Genomic DNA, 17,881 nt, shown 5'->3' with positions numbered 1-17,881 from the left:
CTCAATAGACCCACACTTCTACGCGCCGGTTCTTCATCCGGCCTTCATCACTATTGGCTGCTACAGGCAAGGCATCGCCCAGCCCTACGATGTCATGGAACATCACGCCACCCTTGTTCAGCTCCCGCCGTACGGCCATGGCGCGTAGCTTGGAGAGCAGCTCGGCTCGCTTCAAGTCTTCCTTTGTATCGCTAAAGCCAATCAGTGCTACCTTCTTGTCGAGCTTGTCATTTTCTCTGAGGTAGGTCATCAGACGTTCGATATCGAGGTTGGCCTTGTTGTCCAGCGTGGCGCTACCCTCAGCGAAGCGAAAATTGACCGAAAGGCGCTGCGCATGGTCGGCAAGCTGACGATAAAACGCTGGCGCATCTGCCGGCACGGCGGGCTGGACCGCTAGCACTTCTTGAGCCACGAATCCGCTCTTGCTGACCCATCTTTGCCCCTCCGAACTTTGAGCGTAGCGGATGAAGGCATTTACCCACGGATTTTTCTCGTCGGGTTTGTTATAGAGGAACAGACGACGTGAGAGGGGATAGTCCTCTGTAGCAACGGTGGTAACCGTTGGGGGGAGGGCTAGCGCCGATCCGTCAGAGATCGATACGGTTTTTGCCTTGCCTACAGCAGCCAGTCCGACAAAGCCGATTCCATATGGATCCTGGCTGATAGCGTCGGATAGCTCGTCATTGGATTCGAAACGCGTAGCTGTAGGCGAAAGGCTTTTGCCATGAGAGGACATGACCAGTTCTTTGAAGGTATCAAAGGTGCCTGATTGGTCATCTCTCGCATACAAGTGAACAGGACCTAGTGAACCCCCAATGTCTTTCCAATTCTTCACATCGCCTGAAAAGAGTCGGGCCAACTCATCGGTTGAAAGCGTGGTCAATGGGTTCGCCGCGTTCAGGATGATAGCGATGCCATCAATACCAATGACATGCTCGGATCCGGCATCTCGTGCATTACCCAAGCGCTTGAGCTCGAGTGCCTCGCTGTCCTTGATAGGACGTGAGGCAGCAGCGATATCGGTATCGCCATGAATAAGATCGGCAAAGCCGGTACTCGATCCATGCGCCGCCATATCGATGCGAACCTGATCACCGTTGGCGCGTCTGCCAATAATGATATGTTCGTTTTCATGACTGCCAGTCCGGCTGTTTATGGTCTTGAACCCATGTGTTTTGAGAAAGCCTTCGACCATGAGCGGGGAAAGCTGAGCGCCGATGGTGTTGGAGCCATGGATACTCAATACCGGTTTGCCATCTGTGCGAAGCGGTAATGGCTGCGCCGCGGTCGACCATGATGAGACGGTGCAAACGATGCCGAGAAGCGCGCCGGCAAGAAGACGGCTCCAAAGGTTGGAATCCTGACGGGCGGAATTCATATTCCTACAGCTACCCTGGAAATGAGACGCGGGCAGCATAAAAGGGAAAAATGACGAAAACATTACAACGGCAGCTTTTTGCCACTATTGCGTTGTGAGGTGGCCTGCTTGAGCAGACCACTGTATCGCGTCAGGTCAGCTCAACCCAGATAGGGGCATGGTCTGAGGGCTTTTCCATGGCACGGATGTCATAGTCAATACCGGCGTCTTTGAGGCGAGGCTGAGCACCTTGCGAGGCCAGGATCAGATCGATGCGAAGACCCCGCTTGGGCTCCGCTTCAAATCCTTTGCTACGGTAATCAAACCAGCTGAAACGATCCGCAACAATAGGGTTGAGGTGGCGGAAGCTATCAACCAGCCCCCAGTTCTTGAGCTTGGCCAGCCACTCGCGCTCCTCGGGTAGAAAGCTGCACTTGCCGGTACGTAACCAGCGCTTGGCATTATCGGCACCAATGCCGATATCGCAGTCTTCAGGTGAGATATTGAAATCGCCCATTAGCAGCAGCGGTGTGTTGGTGGAGTAGCGCTGTTCGAGAAGCTGCTGCAGGTCTGCATAGAACTTGGTCTTGGCAGGGAACTTGACGGGATGGTCCCGGCTTTCGCCCTGCGGAAAATAGCCGTTCATAATGACGACCGGCTGGTTGTTATGGTCGGCATAAACGCCATAGATGAAACGTTTTTGGGACTCTTCGCCGTCGTTGGGGAAGCCCTTGTGGATCTCCAGCGGTGCCTGGCGCGAAAGCAGTGCTACGCCATAGTGACCTTTCTGCCCGTGATAGTGAACGTGATAGCCCAACGCCTCGATATCAGCCAGCGGGAACTGGTCATCCGAGACCTTGGTTTCCTGAAGCCCGATAACATCGGGTGCGTGACGTTCGATCAAGGCAGCCAGCTGATGAGGACGTGCTCGCAAGCCATTGATATTAAAGCAAACAATCTTCATGGGCGAAGAAGACTCTCGGTAAAATGGCCATCCTAGCGTATAGAACGGCTTCATGACGAGCCTGCTTCGCTGGTATAGCCGATGAACGCCACGACGCTGCGTTTGTCTCACGACCACTCGCCCGGTAGCATCGCGTCATGACTTTTCATTTACGACTCCGACTCAGTATTGCCGGCCTGCTTTTAATGAGCGGCGTCGCCATGGCCCAAGCGGCCGAACTCACCGTGCACGTCACGCCTGATAATCGTGCGCTGCGGGATAACATTGCTGCGTATATCGGCAGCCTTGCCGATCGGGATGTGGTTGCCTTGCAACGGCTGCGGCGTACGGCTGAAGGCCAGGCGGAGCAGGCTGCCCAGGCACTGGGCTACTACCATGCGCAGATTGATAGCCGGGTCGAGCCGGGGCAGACGCCTCGGCTGGTCCTGGATATCCAGACTGGAGAGCCCGTTCGACTGCGCCAGGTAGATATCCGCGTGGAAGGTCCGGCGCGGCAACTCAAGTCATTCAAGTCGCCCGATGGTGCCAATCTGAAGTCTGGTGCTCAGCTCAATCATGGCTTCTATGAAGATGCCAAGACGCTGATTCAGAATCAGGCTGCACGTTATGGCTTCTTCAGTGGGCATTTCACCCAGCAGAAATTGATCATCGATCCGCAGGCTGGCTACGCAGACGTTGCACTGGTTTACGAAAGCGGGCCTCGCTACCGGTTGGGTAACGTGGAATACGAAGGGGATTTTCCATTCGATCAAGACCTGCTCAATCGCATGGTGCCGTTCAAGCCAGACGAGCCCTATGATTCGGAAACCCTTGCTGAGCTTCAGCAGACGCTGCTCCGAAGCGGTTATTTCGACAGCGTGCGCGTCAACGCTATTCCGGCAGATGCCAAAGACCAGACGATTCCCGTCATGGTGAATCTGACTACTCGCAAGCCACGCACGCTGGGGTTGGGGCTTGGCTACTCTACCGACGTCGGCCCGCGTGTTCGCGCAACCTGGGATCGACATTGGCTCAATGCACAGGGGCATAGCCTGGGTGCGGAGATGGAGCTTTCTGCGCCACGCCAGAACATCGGCGCCTGGTATGACATTCCCGGGCGCGACCCCATCAACGATAAATTCCGTTTGGCGGGGGGATATCAGTATGAAGAAATCGCCGATGACGATTCGCTGAGTCGCCTGCTCACCGTCGGGCCCGAATGGCATCGCAAATTGCCCAGCGGCTGGACACGGGTGCTCTCCCTGAAACTCCAGCGAGAGGAATACCGTCTGGGAGACGATTCCGGTCTATCGACACTGCTCATGCCGGGTGTCGATTATTCCTACCTGCGCAGCGATAATCGGATCGATCCCAGCCATGGTTACCGACTGCAGTTTGGTGTCTCGGCTGCCAAAGAGGGCATCGTGTCCGACGCCAACATGGTGCATGTGACGGCGCTGGCGCGTGGCCTGACTACTTTTGCCGGTGGGCACCGGCTGCTAGGGCGGGTTCAGGTCGGCGGCAACGCCACCAATGGGTACAAGCAGATTCCGCCATCGCTGCGCTTCTTTGCCGGTGGTGATCAGAGCGTCAGGGGCTATGACTACCAGACGCTATCGCCCACGAACTCCGACGGAGACAGAATCGGTGGACGATACATGGTCACCGGCAGCGTTGAGTACCAGTATCCGCTCAAGGATAAATGGCGACTGGCGACCTTTGTCGACCAGGGGGGAGCGTTCAATGCGCTCGATAATCCGGATATCAAGACCAGTATCGGCCTTGGTATCCGTTGGGTTTCGCCAGTGGGGCCCATACGTGTCGATCTGGCTCATGGCCTTGATGAAGAAGGTAGCTTTCGTTTGCATTTCTCGATGGGGCCGGAATTATGATGCGTGCGCTCAAGATTGTTGGCGCCACGCTGCTGACGGTTGTCGTTGTTCTTGTATTGGGCGTGACCATTTTATTGGGAACCGAGTCTGGGAGCCGTTGGGTGTTGGGCCGGATTCCCGGGCTTGCAGTGGAAGGCTATATGGGTCGACTGGGAGGGCACTGGAAGGCCGACACGCTGACCTGGGCTCAGGCCGGTACGCAGGTTAGGCTGGTGTCTCCTGAGTTCGCTTGGTCGCCTGGTTGCCTGTTCAAGCGAACACTGTGCATCGATACGCTCGTAGCCAGCGAGGTCAATCTCGATCTGGCGCCTACCGAGGAGCAGACGCCCGATGAGGGGCCGGTTACATTACCCGACCTCAAGCTACCGGTAGACGTTCAGCTGGGTGATGTACGCATAGGACGGTTTACGCTCGATGGCAATGAGCAGTTCGCAAACGCCACGCTACGCGCTCATTCTGAGGGTGGCAGCCTGGTCATTGAGCAGCTGGATGCGCACCGCGACGACATGATGCTCAGCCTTACCGGGACGTTGCAGCCTTCCGGGAAATGGCCTTTGACGGCGGACGCCAATGCCCGTCTGCCTGCGCCTGACCAGCAGGAGTGGCCACTGACCTTACATGTGGAAGGTGATCTGCAGGGAAGCTTGACTCTTAAGGCCGACAGCAGCGGTTACCTGCCGGGCCGGTTGACAGGTGACGTGCAGCCTTTGGCAGAGGGTGTGCCAGCTTCGCTGCATCTGACGGCCAACGGTTTCAAGCCAACACAGGATCTGCCAAAGACCCTGACGTTCAATGCGCTCGACCTGACTGCAAACGGCACTCTTAAAGATGGATATAAGTTGGTAGGCACGTCTGTATTGCCGGGTGAAGGAGGTGAGGTCGCCCTGAAGCTTGATGGCACCGTTACGGCAGAAGGTGCAGACCTTAAAGGACTGACGCTCGATGCGGGGCAGCAGCGTAAAGTCGTCTTGAGCGGCAAAGCAGGCTGGTCGGAAGGACTCAATGCGAATGCCACTATCAACTGGAATGAGTTCCCATGGCGTCGGCTGTACCCGGAGATTGAGGAGCCGCCCGTAGCGCTGCGTCGATTGAAAGGTGAAGTTCAGTACGCCGATGAGCGCTATATCGGAAATGTGGACGCTGCACTAACGGGGCCTGCCGGTGATTTCACACTGGTAACGCCGTTTACGGGTGATCTCACACAGATCAATTTGCCATCGCTGGATCTACATGCCGGGCAAGGACGTGCCGAGGGGCAGGTGAATGTCCGGTTTGCTGATGGCATTGGTTGGAAGGCGAACCTGAACCTCAGCCAGTTTAATCCTGCATTCTGGGTCGCCCAGCTGCCTGGCAATCTGGGCGGACCGCTACGCAGTGAAGGGGAAATCAAGGGTGAGCAGCTGCGTGTGACGGCTGATCTGGGACTGCAGGGACAACTGAGAGGTCAACCTGCTCAGCTGGCAGCGCAGGCGCGTGGTCAGGATAAGCAATGGGATCTTGATAACCTGACTGTCCGTCTGGGCAGTAATCGCATTCAGGGAAGCGGTCAGCTGGCCGAGCAATGGAAAGGGCACCTGGATATCGACTTGCCTCGTCTCGGCCAGTTATGGCCAGGTCTGGCTGGCGCCATTAATGGAAAAGTGGATTTGCGCGGAACTCAGCAGGCGCCGCAAGGGGAGCTGGTGTTGAATGGGCGAGAGGTTGCCTATCAAACCAACCGGCTGGCGGCTTTGAGCCTTAAAGGTACGCTTGATGCGCGTCAACAGGGACGAATCCAGCTATTAACCTCCGGTGTACGTGCAGGCACTAGCGACATTGGACGTGTGGTGCTCGATGGACAGGGTAACCGTCATCAGCAGGCAGTCACGCTTGATGTAAAAGGGCCGCTGGCAAATCTGGCGCTTGCCCTGGAGGGTACGCTCGATGATGCGATGAACTGGCGAGGGCGGCTTACTCGAGGTGCTGTCCAGAGTGGTCCCCAGGACTGGCGCCTGCAAAACCCTGCAAGCCTTGAGCGTCTGGCAAACGGGCAACTGACGCTTGGCCAGCACTGCTGGCTATCAGGTAAAGCCTCGCTCTGTGGGGAAGACCAGCGCCTGATGCCGGAACCACGGCTACGCTACCATCTGCGCAACTTTAACCTTGCCGGACTGGCACCTTTCCTGCCCGAGGATTTTGGCTGGCAAGGTGCGCTTAATGCTGATATCCGTCTTGATCTTCCTGAGAGCGGGCCAGACGGCACGGTTACAGTCGACGCAGGCACAGGGACGCTGAGGGCACGTAACGCCGACGGCCAGTGGGCAGACTTTGCCTATGACACGCTCAAGCTGAATAGTACGTTGCGCCCCGATGATGTGCGCGCCTCTCTGGATTTTAGCGGCCCGCAGCTTGGCAACCTCACCCTGAATGCACAGATTGATCCACGCCCTGATGACAAGCCTGTCTCAGGGCGCTTCGATCTGCGCGGGTTGAATGTAGCCATTGCCAAAGGTTTTGTTTCAGGTATTGAGCAACTGGACGGAAGAATCGACGGTAGTGGTCAGGTAAGCGGTACGCTGCTTCAACCTTCGATCAATGGTCGGATCGATTTGAGCAATGGTCAGGTCGGGGGCGGTATCGTTCCAACCCGTCTTCAGGATCTTCGGCTGACTGCTCTGATTGCCGGAAACCAGGCGAACGTGAGCGGTGGATGGCGCAGCGGCGAGCGCGGCCAGGGTAATGTGAGTGGAGCGATATCCTGGGCGGATGGATTGGACATGAATGTCGCCGTACGTGGCGATCGTCTTCCTGTTGTGGTTGAGCCCTATGCTAACCTTATCGTGGCGCCTGACCTGAATATTGTCATGCAGAACGGTAGTCTGGCGCTCAAGGGTACGGTTCGCGTGCCGAGCGGTGCCATTACGGTTCGGGAGTTGCCACCGTCTACCGTCAAGGTTTCCAATGATGCGGTAATCGTTGGACAGGAAGCGCCTGCGCCCAAGCAGGAGACCCAGCTGTCCATGGATGTAAATGTACTGGTGGGCCAGGACAAGCTCACGTTTTCAGGGTTCGGTCTGACTGCCAACCTTGAAGGGAACGTGCATATTGGTGACAACCTGGATACGCGCGGTGAAGTTCGTTTAATGGATGGTCGCTACCGTGCTTACGGTCAGCGACTGACTATTCGGCGGGCGCGTATATTCTTCCAGGGTCCGATCGCTCAACCGTTCCTGGATGTGGAAGCGGTACGTGTCGTGGATGACGTAACCGCAGGGTTACGTTTGTCAGGTCTGGCCGATCAGCCTCGCGTCGAGGTGTTTTCGGACCCTACTATGGGCCAGGAGCAAGCCTTGGCCTATATTGTTCTAGGGCGCCCGCTGACCAACAACGACGAAGGCGAGAACAACATGTTGGGGCAGGCCGCACTTGCGCTGGGCCTTGCCGGAGGGTCATCCACGGCGGGTGAGCTGGCGCAGCGTTTGGGCGTACAGAACTTTCAGCTGGATACCGAAGGGACAGGCGACAAGACCAGTGTCGTTGCGTCAGGCAATATTACCGACCGCTTGGCGCTTCGATACGGTGTAGGCGTCTTCGAGCCGGCCAATACGGTCGCCTTGCGTTATCAGCTTACCAAGCAGCTGTATCTTGAAGCAGCCAGTGGTATTGCCAGCTCATTGGATTTCTTCTACAAGCGAGACTTCTAACCCGCCAGGGTTGTCCGATCGTATTGGTCGGGCAACAGGGTAACGCTTGGGTAGTGACCCGTTAGTGCACGGTAGGGATGATTTGCAATAAACAGGTCTTCAGACTTTAAAGCCTGAGGCGAAGCGTGTTTACTTGATGTTCCATTCAATTGTAGGAAACAGGTCATGACAGAAGTCACTCTTCGCGGTAATCCGGTTCAGATTGAAGGTACTCTGCCTCAGGCGGGTCAGTCCGCACCGGCATTCAGCCTGGTCAATGGCGATCTGGCCGATACCACGCTGGAAAGCTTTGCCGGCAAGCGCAAGGTCCTGAACATTTTCCCAAGTGTGGATACTCCGACCTGTGCCATGTCGGTTCGCAAGTTCAATACCGAAGCCGCCAAGCTGGAAAACACCGTGATCCTGTGCGTGTCAGCTGACTTGCCGTTTGCCCAGAAGCGTTTCTGCGGTGCAGAAGGCATCGAAAATGTAATCAACCTATCCACGCTGCGTGGTCGTGAGTTTCTGAAAGACTACGGTGTTGCCATCGCGTCCGGCCCCTTGGCGGGTCTTGCCGCACGTGCGGTAGTAATTCTGGATGAAAATAATAAGGTGCTTTATAGCGAACTGGTGCCTGAAATTGGACAGGAGCCCAACTACGAAGCGGCTATTGCAGCGCTGAAATAAGGTAGAAGAAAACCACTCGGGCCTTGATCAAGGCCCGGGTGCAGATGCATGAAGTCGATGCGCTTCAAGATGTAACAAGGCAAGGCAGAATCCAACGTTCCGTCATACTCTTATGACATTCTGGCGGCAGTGTATTGCTTGCTGCTCCGCACCATTCAATCCTGTATGTAAACAACGCGTAAATCCGCTTGGCCTGATGAAGGCTGCGGCTTACCGTTATCTTTCCGAAACTTATTGCTGTGGCGTTCATGAGCGATTCCCTCAATTCCAAACCTTCTCGCTCCAAATTTCCTTTGTTGATTGCTGTTGTGGTAGTGGCGGTTGGCGCTGTAGCTGCATGGCATTTTCTAGGTAAATCGCCTGAACAGGCAGGGCCTACCGGTCGTAACGCTGCTCAAACTGAGCAGAAAGGGCCGGCTGGAGCCGGACGCCGTGGTTCCATGGCTCCAACAGACATGATTGTGAGCACTGGAAAGGCCGAAAAAACGACGCTTTCGGTTTACCTCAATGCATTGGGCACGGTAACGGCCTACAACACGGTTGAAGTTCATGCCCGTGTCGACGGTCAGTTGGCCAAGGTACTGTTTACTGAAGGGCAGGAGGTGAAGGCCGGGGACGTACTGGCTGTCGTCGATCAGCGGCCTTATCAGGCGGCGCTGGCACAAGCCCAGGGGACCTTGCAGGAGAATCAGGCTCAGCTGAAGAATGCACAGATCGATCTGGAGCGTTATCGCCAGCTCTTCAAGGAAGACTCAGTAGCCAAGCAGACACTGGATACACAGCAGGCGCTGGTTGCTCAGTATCAAGGAACCATCAAGAACAGCGAAGCGCAGGTGGCCGATGCCAGACTGAACCTGACCTTTACCGAAGTACGGGCTCCCATTAGCGGCCGGTTGGGTCTGCGTCAGGTGGACGTGGGTAATCTGGTGGCTAGCGGTGACACTACGCCGATCGTAACCATTACCCAAACCAAGCCTATTGCCCTGACATTCAGCCTGCCTGAGGATCAGCTCAGCACGGTGCGTCGCCAGATGGCGACCGGAAAGCCGCTGGCCGTAGAGGCATGGGACCGCGGGCGAAACAGGGTTCTGGCAACGGGTACGCTGGTAACGGTGGACAACCAGATCGATACCAGCACGGGCACGGTCAAGTTCAAGGCTCGCTTCGATAATCAGGATGAGTCGCTGTTTCCCAATCAGTTCGTTAATGTCCGCTTGCATGCGCTGGAGCTGAGCGATGTCATTGTCATTCCGATCTCGGCTATTCAACGTAACGACGAAGGGCCTTACGTTTTCGTCGTTGGCGAAGGCAATAAGGTTGCAACGCGCAAAGTCAGCCTGGGCGAGATACAGGGCGAGCAGGTAGAGGTCCGTTCAGGCCTGGATGCCGGTGAAACTGTTGTGACAGAAGGACTCGACCGCCTGCGTGACGGCCAGACAGTCAAGGTTACTCAGCCTATTACGGAAACTGCGCCCAAGTCAGATCCGGACGCCAATGAGGCCACGTTAGGCGGCGGAGCCGGTGAATGAACCCGTCTCGTCTTTTTATCCTTCGGCCGGTAGCGACCACCTTATTGATGGTCGCTGTTCTGCTGGCCGGTATTATTGCTTACCGGTTGTTGCCTGTAGCCTCGCTGCCAGAAGTTGATTATCCCACCATTCAGGTCAAGACCCTTTATCCGGGAGCCAGCCCTGAAATCATGAACTCAGGCGTGACCGCGCCGTTGGAGTCAGAGTTAGGGGAGATTCCTGGGCTGGAGGAGATGTCTTCCACCAGCTCTGGAGGCGCCTCTGTCATAACGCTGCGGTTCAGTCTGGACAGTAATCTGGATGTGGCGGAGCAGGAAGTACAGGCGGCGATCAACTCTGCCAATAACCTGCTGCCCAACGACCTGCCGCAGCCGCCGATCTTTAGCAAAGTCAATCCGGCCGACACCCCGATTCTGACGTTGGCAGTCACCAGCAGCAGCCTGCCCTTGCCCAAGATTCAGGACTTGGTGGAAACCCGCTTGGCGCAAAAGATTGCTCAGGTCAGTGGCGTCGGTATGGTTAGCCTGTCCGGCGGGCAGCGTCCTGCTGTTCGGATTCAGGCCAATCCTACTGCATTGGCGGCCTATGGTTTGAGTCTGGAAAATCTGCGGACCGCTATCGCTAACAACAACCAGAACGGGCCGAAGGGAAGCTTTGACGGACCGACACGCTCATCGACACTGGATGCTAATGATCAGCTGCAATCAGCCGATGAGTACAAAAACCTCGTCATTGCCTATCAGAACGGTGCGCCTGTACGGCTGAAAGACGTTGCGTTGGCGATCGATGGGGCTGAGAACAACAAGCTGGCTGCCTGGGCCAACGACACTCCTGCAGTCATTCTGAACGTTCAGCGGCAGCCCGGCGCCAATGTCATTCAGGTTGTGGATCAGATCAAGCGGCTACTACCAACCCTACAGGAGACCTTGCCGGAAAACCTGGATGTGATGGTGCTGACGGATCGCACAACCACTATCCGGGCATCGGTCCGTGATGTTCAGTTCGAACTGGTGCTGGCCATAGGACTGGTGGTCATGGTGACTTTCCTGTTCCTGCGCAACGTCTCGGCGACGCTGATTCCCAGCGTCGCTGTGCCGTTGTCGTTGGTCGGTACGTTTGGAGTCATGTACCTGGCTGGCTTTTCCATCAACAACCTGTCGTTGATGGCGCTGACGATCGCTACCGGCTTCGTCATTGACGATGCCATCGTCATGGTCGAAAACATTGCCCGCTATCTGGAGGAAGGAGAATCGCCACTTGAGGCTGCACTCAAAGGCTCAAAGCAGGTAGGTTTCACGATCATCTCGCTGACCTTCTCGCTGATTGCTGTACTGATCCCGCTTCTGTTCATGAGTGACATTGCCGGGCGGCTGTTCCGTGAGTTTGCCATTACGCTGGCTGTTTCCATTCTGATTTCCTGCGTGGTTTCGTTGACCCTCACACCGATGCTCAGTGCGAAACTGTTGCGCCATGTGCCGGAAGACAAGCAGAGCGCATTCTCGCGCAAGGCCGGAGCCGTTATCGACGGAATGATCCAACGATACGCTACAGGTTTGCGCTGGGTTCTTCGGCATCAACCGCTGACACTGATAGTTGCCATCGGTACGCTGGCGCTGACCGCGGTGCTTTATCTCTTCATGCCGAAGGGGTTTTTCCCGCTTCAGGACACAGGCCTGATTCAGGGAATTTCCGAAGGCCCGCAAAGCATGTCCTTTGAAGGTATGGCCAAGCGGCAACAGGCGCTGGCTTCGATCATCATGCAGGACCCTGCGGTCGACAGTCTGTCATCGTTTATCGGAGTTGATGGTGATAATCCGACCCTCAATACCGGGCGCATGTTGATCAACTTAAAGCCTCATGATGTCCGAGATGTATCTGCCTCGGAGATCATTACACGCCTTCAGGACCAGATGGCCGATCTGCCTGACATGAAGCTTTATCTGCAGCCGGTACAGGATCTAACGGTGGAAGATCAGGTTAGTCGTACGCAATACCAGTTCCGTCTGGTCGACTCGAGCCTGGAAACGCTCAAGACTTGGGTTCCAAAGCTGGTCGAGCATTTGCAGACGCTACCGCAGCTGACGGAAGTCGCCAGTGACTTGCAACCGCGCGGCCTGCAGGCCTATATCAGCGTTGATCGGGATAACGCGTCTCGGCTGGGCGTGAGCCTGAGCGATGTTGACAGCGCACTGTACAACGCGTTTGGTCAGCGCCTGGTTTCAACCATCTTTACTCAGTCCAACCAGTACCGGGTCGTACTGGAAGTGGGGCCGCAGTTCCAGCTGGGACCGCAGGCGCTGACGCAGATCTACGTGCCAAGCTCCACGACGACCACTACCAACGGCACGACTACTACAACCAGTGGGCAGGTGCCGCTATCGGCCATTGCCCATGTAGAGGAGCGCAATACCCTTCTGGCGATCAACCATGCCGGGCAGTTACCTGCCGCGACAGTTTCCTTCAACTTGGCCAAGGGTGTATCGCTGGGTGAGGCTGTGGAAGCGATTCGTCAGGCGGAGCAGGATCTCAAAATGCCGGCAACTGTTGATACCCATTTCCAGGGTGCAGCGCTGGCGTTCGAGTCTTCCCTGTCGAGTACGCTACTGCTGATTCTGGCCGCAGTGGTCACCATGTACATTGTGCTGGGAATTCTTTATGAGAGCTTTATCCATCCCGTCACGATTCTATCGACGCTGCCTTCGGCCGGGGTAGGAGCGTTGCTAGCGCTCTGGATTGCCGGGCAGGACATCGGCATGGTGGCCATCATCGGCATCATTCTCCTGATCGGTATCGTCAAGAAAAACGCCATCATGATGATCGACTTTGCCCTTGAAGCCGAGCGGGAAGAGGGTAAAACACCGGAGGAGGCTATCTACCAAGCCTGTCTGCTGCGCTTCCGGCCGATCCTGATGACTACCATGGCTGCCTTGCTGGGCGCCTTGCCATTGATGTTGGCCAGTGGTGCAGGCGCCGAGCTGCGCCAGCCGCTGGGTATTGCGATGGTAGGCGGTCTTCTGGTTAGCCAGCTGCTGACCTTGTTTACCACTCCGGTCATTTACCTGGCGTTTGGCCGGTTAGCCACACGATTCAACCGCTGGCGCTGTCGGCATAACCTGGATTTCTCCGGGGAAATCCGATGAATTTTTCGGCACTGTTCATTCGGCGACCGGTTGCGACTTTGCTGTTGACGCTGGCTATCGTGTTATCCGGTTGGCTGTCTTTCGGTTTGCTGCCAGTTGCACCGCTACCACAGGTGGATTTTCCTACCATTGTGGTCAGCGGCACTCTGGCAGGAGCCAGTCCCGAGACCATGGCCTCTTCAGTGGCTACACCTCTGGAACGCTCATTGGGACGTATTTCGGGCATTACTGAAATGACGTCCACCAGCTCTCAGGGCAGTACCACCATCATCATCCAGTTCGATCTGGATAAGAACATCGACGGTGCCGCGCGTGAGGTTCAGGCTGCCATCAATGCGGCGGTGCCTTCGTTGCCCACGGGAATGCCCAGCAATCCGACCTACCGCAAGATCAATCCGGCCGATATGCCCATCATGGTATTGGCGCTCACGTCGGATAAGCTGGACAAGGGCAAGCTTTATGATCTGGCATCCAATACGGTCGCCCTTAAATTGGCCTCGGCCAAAGGTGTCGGTCAGGTCAGCGTAGGCGGCAGTTCGTCGCCTGCCGTGCGGATTGATCTGAACCCGGATGCGCTCAACCATTACGGCCTGTCTCTAGACGATGTTCGTACCGCAATCAATGCGGCCAATTCCAATTCGCCCAAAGGCGCATTTGAGTACGGCGATCTGCATTGGCAAATTGACGCCAATTCCCGGCTGAACAAGGCGAGTGACTATCAACCGCTCATCATTCGTACCCGTAATGGGCAAGTGGCGCGACTGGACGATGTAGCCACCATTACCGATTCAGTCGAAGACACCCGCAACCTTGGTTTCTCCAATAATTCTCCGGCGGTGCTCATTCTGATTTCACGGCAGGCCGGCGCCAATATCATCGAAACCATCGACGGTATCCGGGAGCAGTTGCCAGCGCTACAGGAGACATTGGGTAAGGACGTCACGCTGAGCATCATGGATGACCGTAGCCCCGGCATTCGCGATTCGCTGCATGAGGCCGAGTTTACGCTGATCATTTCCATCGCCCTGGTCATTCTGGTGGTGTACCTGTTCCTGCGGGACATACGTGCGACGTTAATCCCCAGCATTGCCGTACCAATTTCTCTGGTGGGCACCTTTGCGGTGATGTATCTGTGCGGGTTTTCGCTCAATAACCTGTCACTCATGGCGTTGATCGTCTGTACTGGGTTTGTGGTCGACGATGCCATTGTGGTGGTGGAGTATATTGCCCGCCGGATCGAAGAGGGCGAGAAGCCCTATCAGGCCGCGTTGTTGGGCGCGCGCGAGGTAGGGTTCACGGTTCTTTCCATGAGCCTGTCGCTGGTAGCGGTCTTTCTGCCGATTCTGTTGCTGACGGGCATTATCGGTCGCTTGTTCCGCGAGTTTGCGGTGACGCTATCGGTTGCCGTTCTGGTGTCGATGGTCGTATCGCTGACGCTCACGCCGATGCTGTGCGCCAGGCTTCTCAGGGCGCACCGGCCCCGCAAGGAAACGCCTGTAGAGCAAAAGACCAGTCGTTTGGTTGCGGCAATGTCCCGGTATTATCGGGCAAGCCTTGCCTGGGCGTTGGATCACTCGTTTCTCATGCTGTTGATTCTGATCGCCACGATTGCGCTCAACTTTTACCTGTATGCCGTAGTACCCAAGGGTTTTCTGCCGGATCAGGATACCGGCCGCCTGCGTGGCTATGCCGTGGCGGATCAGGGAATCTCCTTCAGTGGGATGCAGAGCAAGATGGAGGCTTATCGGAAAGTGCTCATGGCCGATCCGGCGGTCGACAATGTGCTGGGCTTTACCGGAGGTCGAGGGCCTGGCGGCTCATCCACCAATAGCGGGTCGTTTTTCATTACGCTCAAGGATATCTCCCAGCGCGATCCAGTCGAGACCGTCGCCATGCGGCTGCGCAAAGCCGCGGCAGCTCAGGTGCCTGGTGCCAACCTCTTCCTGGTGGCGTCACAAGACTTTCGCGCCGGAGGGCGGGAAGGAAATGGTGCTTATCAATTCACGGTCAAAAGTGACGACCTGGAGCTTTTGCGTACCTGGAATCCACGGATCGAGGCTGCTCTTCGAAAGGTCTCGCAGATCATTTCCGTGAACAGTGATTCACAAGACAAAGGGGTTGAGTTGTCGCTGGACATCGATCGCGACACGGCCAGCCGGTACGGCGTCGACATTCAGATGATCAATGCCGTCTTGAACAACTCGTTCTCGCAGCGGCAAATCTCGACCATGTATGAAGACCGCAACCAGTACCACGTTGTGCTGGGTGTGGGTGATCAGTACAGGCAGAGTGTGGACGTCCTGAGCCAGGTGTATGTGGTCACCAGCGAGGGTAATCGTGTCCCGCTTTCCAGCTTCACTCGTTATCGGTTCAGTAACGCTCCGCTGCGGGTTGCCCATGATGGTCAGTTTGCCGCGTCGACGTTTTCCTTCGATCTCGCGCCTGATGTAAGTATCAGTCAGGCCAGGGATGCGATCCGTGACGCGATCAAACCGTTGAAGCTGCCGATTGGATTACAGACGGCGTTTGCGGGAAATGCCAGCATGGCGCAGCAGTCCCAGAGCGCTATGCCCCTGATTATTGTGGCTGCCCTGGTTGCGGTGTATATCGTGCTGGGTATGTTGTATGAAAGCTATATTCATCCACTGACGATTCTGTCGACGCTGCCTTCGGCGGGCGTTGGAGCTTTGCTGGCGCTGCAGCTCTTCAATACGCCGTTCACCTTGATCGCACTTATTGGCGTAATCCTCCTCATCGGGATCGTCAAGAAGAATGCCATCATGATTGTGGACTCTGCGCTGGATGCCGAGCGGCGTCTGGGGCTGGCGCCTCGCGAGGCGATTTTGGATGGCTGCGTCAGACGTTTCCGACCAATCATGATGACCACGCTGGCTGCAGTGCTTGGCGCCTTGCCCTTGCTTCTGGGCATGGGCGGTGATGCGCCGCTGCGTCGGCCGCTGGGGATCACTATCATTGGTGGCTTGATTGGCAGTCAGTTGCTGACGTTATATACCACTCCCGTTATCTACCTGTATCTGGACCGTCTGCGACACTGGTTTAACCGCCGTTGGGCGGGACGCCGAGCAGGCTCGCGCACGCATGCGCCCATGGAGAAATCATCATGATGTCGTTTTCAGCTCGTCCCCATTACTTGGGACTTGCCCTTGCCTTAGCCGTGGGTGGCTGCACAGTGGGACCAGATTACCAGCGACCCCAGGTCACTACGCCCATCGCATTTAAGCATGCTGAAGGTTGGCAGATGGCCAAGCCCAGCGATGCCATCAAGCGGGGGCAATGGTGGGAGGTGTATGGAGACAGCACCCTTGATGGTCTGATGCAGCGCCTGGAGAACTCCAACCAGACACTGACCCAGTATGAAGCCCAGTATCGCCAGGCACGCGCTCTGGTACGCCAAGCACGCGCCTCCTTCCTTCCCGCGGTAACCGGAAGCGCTGGTGCAACACGCTCGGGGCAGGGCGGTGGAAGCAGTTCGAGTTATCAGTATCAGACGTCAACAGGAACGACCATCACATTGCCACAAGGCACCAGCAGCGCCACTACTTCCAACAGCTACACCACCAGTCTTGGTGTCAGCTGGGAGCTTGACCTGTGGGGAAGCATTCGCCGCAGCGTGGAATCCCAAACAGGATCGGCGCAAGCCAGCGTGGCCGAGTTGGCCTCTACCAAGTTGAGTCTGCAATCGGAGCTGGCACAGAACTATTTGCAATTGAGGGTTCTGGATGCCCAGCAACGGCTCCTGGATGCTACGGTGCAGGCCTATGAGCGGTCACTACGGGTCACCGAAAACCAGTATCGCGCCGGTATGACTACGCGTTCGGACGTTGCCCAGGCTACGACCCAGCTCAAAAGTACCCAGGCGGATGCCATTGACCTCAAGTACCAGCGTGCGCAGCTGGAAAATGCGATTGCTGTGTTGATTGGTGTCCCGCCATCTGAGTTCAGTCTGGCGGCAGTAGAGACAGTACCGACCGTGCCCGGCATCCCTGCCAGCGTGCCGTCCGAGCTGTTGCAGCGTCGTCCGGATATTGCTCAGGCTGAGCGGCAGGTAATGGCTGCCAATGCCCAGATCGGTGTTGCCAAGGCGGCATATTACCCGACGCTTTCCCTGACAGCCTCGGGCGGTTATCGAAACAGCCAGTGGGGTAATCTGGTCAGCACCCCTAACCGTTATTGGTCCATCGGGCCAGCGTTCGATCTGACATTGTTTGACTTCGGCGCACGCCGTGCACAGGTCGAGCAGGCCGAAGCATCTTATGATCAGACTGTTGCCCAATATCGTCAGGCGGTACTCAACGGTTTCAAGGAGGTCGAAGATTACCTGGTTGAGCTGGACGTTCTTAATCAGGAATCCGGTGTAAGGCAGGAGGCACTGGATTCGGCGCGGGAGTCGCTGCGTCTGGCAGAAAATCAGTACCGTGCAGGTCTGATCGATTATCTGGACGTAGTAACGCTGCAAACCACGGCATTAAACAACGAACGCACCAACCTGACGCTGTTGGGTAGTCGTCTGGTTACCAGCGTTCAGTTGATTGCTGCAATGGGTGGTGGCTGGAATGCCGTTGAGCTTCAGCAGGATCCGCTCGCCAGGAGTGAGCCGTAACAAGAAAAAGCCCGCGGCCCAAGGAGCAGGGAAAGCCGCGGGCCAGGGCG

The 17,881-nt window shown here is 56.5% G+C and carries 9 protein-coding genes; 7 read left to right on the top strand and 2 right to left on the bottom strand.

The window, feature by feature from the left end:
- Position 1: 1 nt before the first annotated feature.
- On the bottom strand, positions 2-1,378 hold the full coding sequence (locus tag JQR90_RS10345) for a phosphate ABC transporter substrate-binding/OmpA family protein (RefSeq protein ID WP_073449746.1): 1,377 nt from the start codon (positions 1,376-1,378) through the stop codon (positions 2-4).
- A gap of 130 nt (positions 1,379-1,508) precedes the next feature.
- Positions 1,509-2,321, bottom strand: a complete 813-nt coding sequence (gene xthA / locus JQR90_RS10340; protein WP_037030271.1) for an exodeoxyribonuclease III — start codon at positions 2,319-2,321, stop codon at positions 1,509-1,511.
- Between the two features lie 137 nt (positions 2,322-2,458).
- Here xthA and JQR90_RS10335 point away from each other — a divergent pair, with 137 nt between their 5' ends.
- The 7 genes from JQR90_RS10335 to JQR90_RS10305 all read left to right on the top strand — a co-directional run bounded on the left by JQR90_RS10335 (position 2,459) and on the right by JQR90_RS10305 (position 17,831).
- A complete protein-coding gene (locus tag JQR90_RS10335; RefSeq protein WP_037030269.1) occupies positions 2,459-4,192 on the top strand; it encodes an autotransporter assembly complex protein TamA in 1,734 nt (577 codons plus the stop codon).
- The gene (locus JQR90_RS10330; RefSeq protein ID WP_010798388.1) at positions 4,192-7,875 is read left to right on the top strand and encodes a translocation/assembly module TamB domain-containing protein; all 3,684 of its coding nucleotides are present in this window, start codon (positions 4,192-4,194) and stop codon (positions 7,873-7,875) included. Before JQR90_RS10335 ends, JQR90_RS10330 begins: the two co-directional genes overlap by 1 nt.
- Before the next feature lie 165 nt (positions 7,876-8,040).
- Complete coding sequence (tpx, locus tag JQR90_RS10325; RefSeq protein WP_010798387.1) at positions 8,041-8,541, top strand: thiol peroxidase; 501 nt, start codon at positions 8,041-8,043, stop codon at positions 8,539-8,541.
- A gap of 248 nt (positions 8,542-8,789) precedes the next feature.
- The gene (locus JQR90_RS10320) at positions 8,790-10,070 is read left to right on the top strand and encodes an MdtA/MuxA family multidrug efflux RND transporter periplasmic adaptor subunit (RefSeq protein WP_010798386.1); all 1,281 of its coding nucleotides are present in this window, start codon (positions 8,790-8,792) and stop codon (positions 10,068-10,070) included.
- Positions 10,067-13,210: an MdtB/MuxB family multidrug efflux RND transporter permease subunit gene (locus JQR90_RS10315; RefSeq protein ID WP_434139999.1), complete on the top strand. Its 3,144-nt coding sequence runs from the start codon at positions 10,067-10,069 to the stop codon at positions 13,208-13,210. Before JQR90_RS10320 ends, JQR90_RS10315 begins: the two co-directional genes overlap by 4 nt.
- The gene (locus JQR90_RS10310) at positions 13,207-16,335 is read left to right on the top strand and encodes a multidrug efflux RND transporter permease subunit (protein WP_010798384.1); all 3,129 of its coding nucleotides are present in this window, start codon (positions 13,207-13,209) and stop codon (positions 16,333-16,335) included. Before JQR90_RS10315 ends, JQR90_RS10310 begins: the two co-directional genes overlap by 4 nt.
- Positions 16,332-17,831 carry an efflux transporter outer membrane subunit gene (locus tag JQR90_RS10305; protein WP_010798383.1) on the top strand — a complete coding sequence of 500 codons (1,500 nt, stop codon included), beginning with the start codon at positions 16,332-16,334 and terminating at the stop codon, positions 17,829-17,831. Before JQR90_RS10310 ends, JQR90_RS10305 begins: the two co-directional genes overlap by 4 nt.
- Positions 17,832-17,881 lie beyond the last annotated feature (50 nt).

Source organism: Pseudomonas sp. JZ114, from assembly GCF_051027705.1.
GTDB classification, from domain to species: Bacteria; Pseudomonadota; Gammaproteobacteria; order Pseudomonadales; family Pseudomonadaceae; genus Chryseomonas; species Chryseomonas luteola.
Note: the sequence above shows the minus strand (reverse complement) of the source record. Positions and strands in the feature narration are given on the sequence as shown.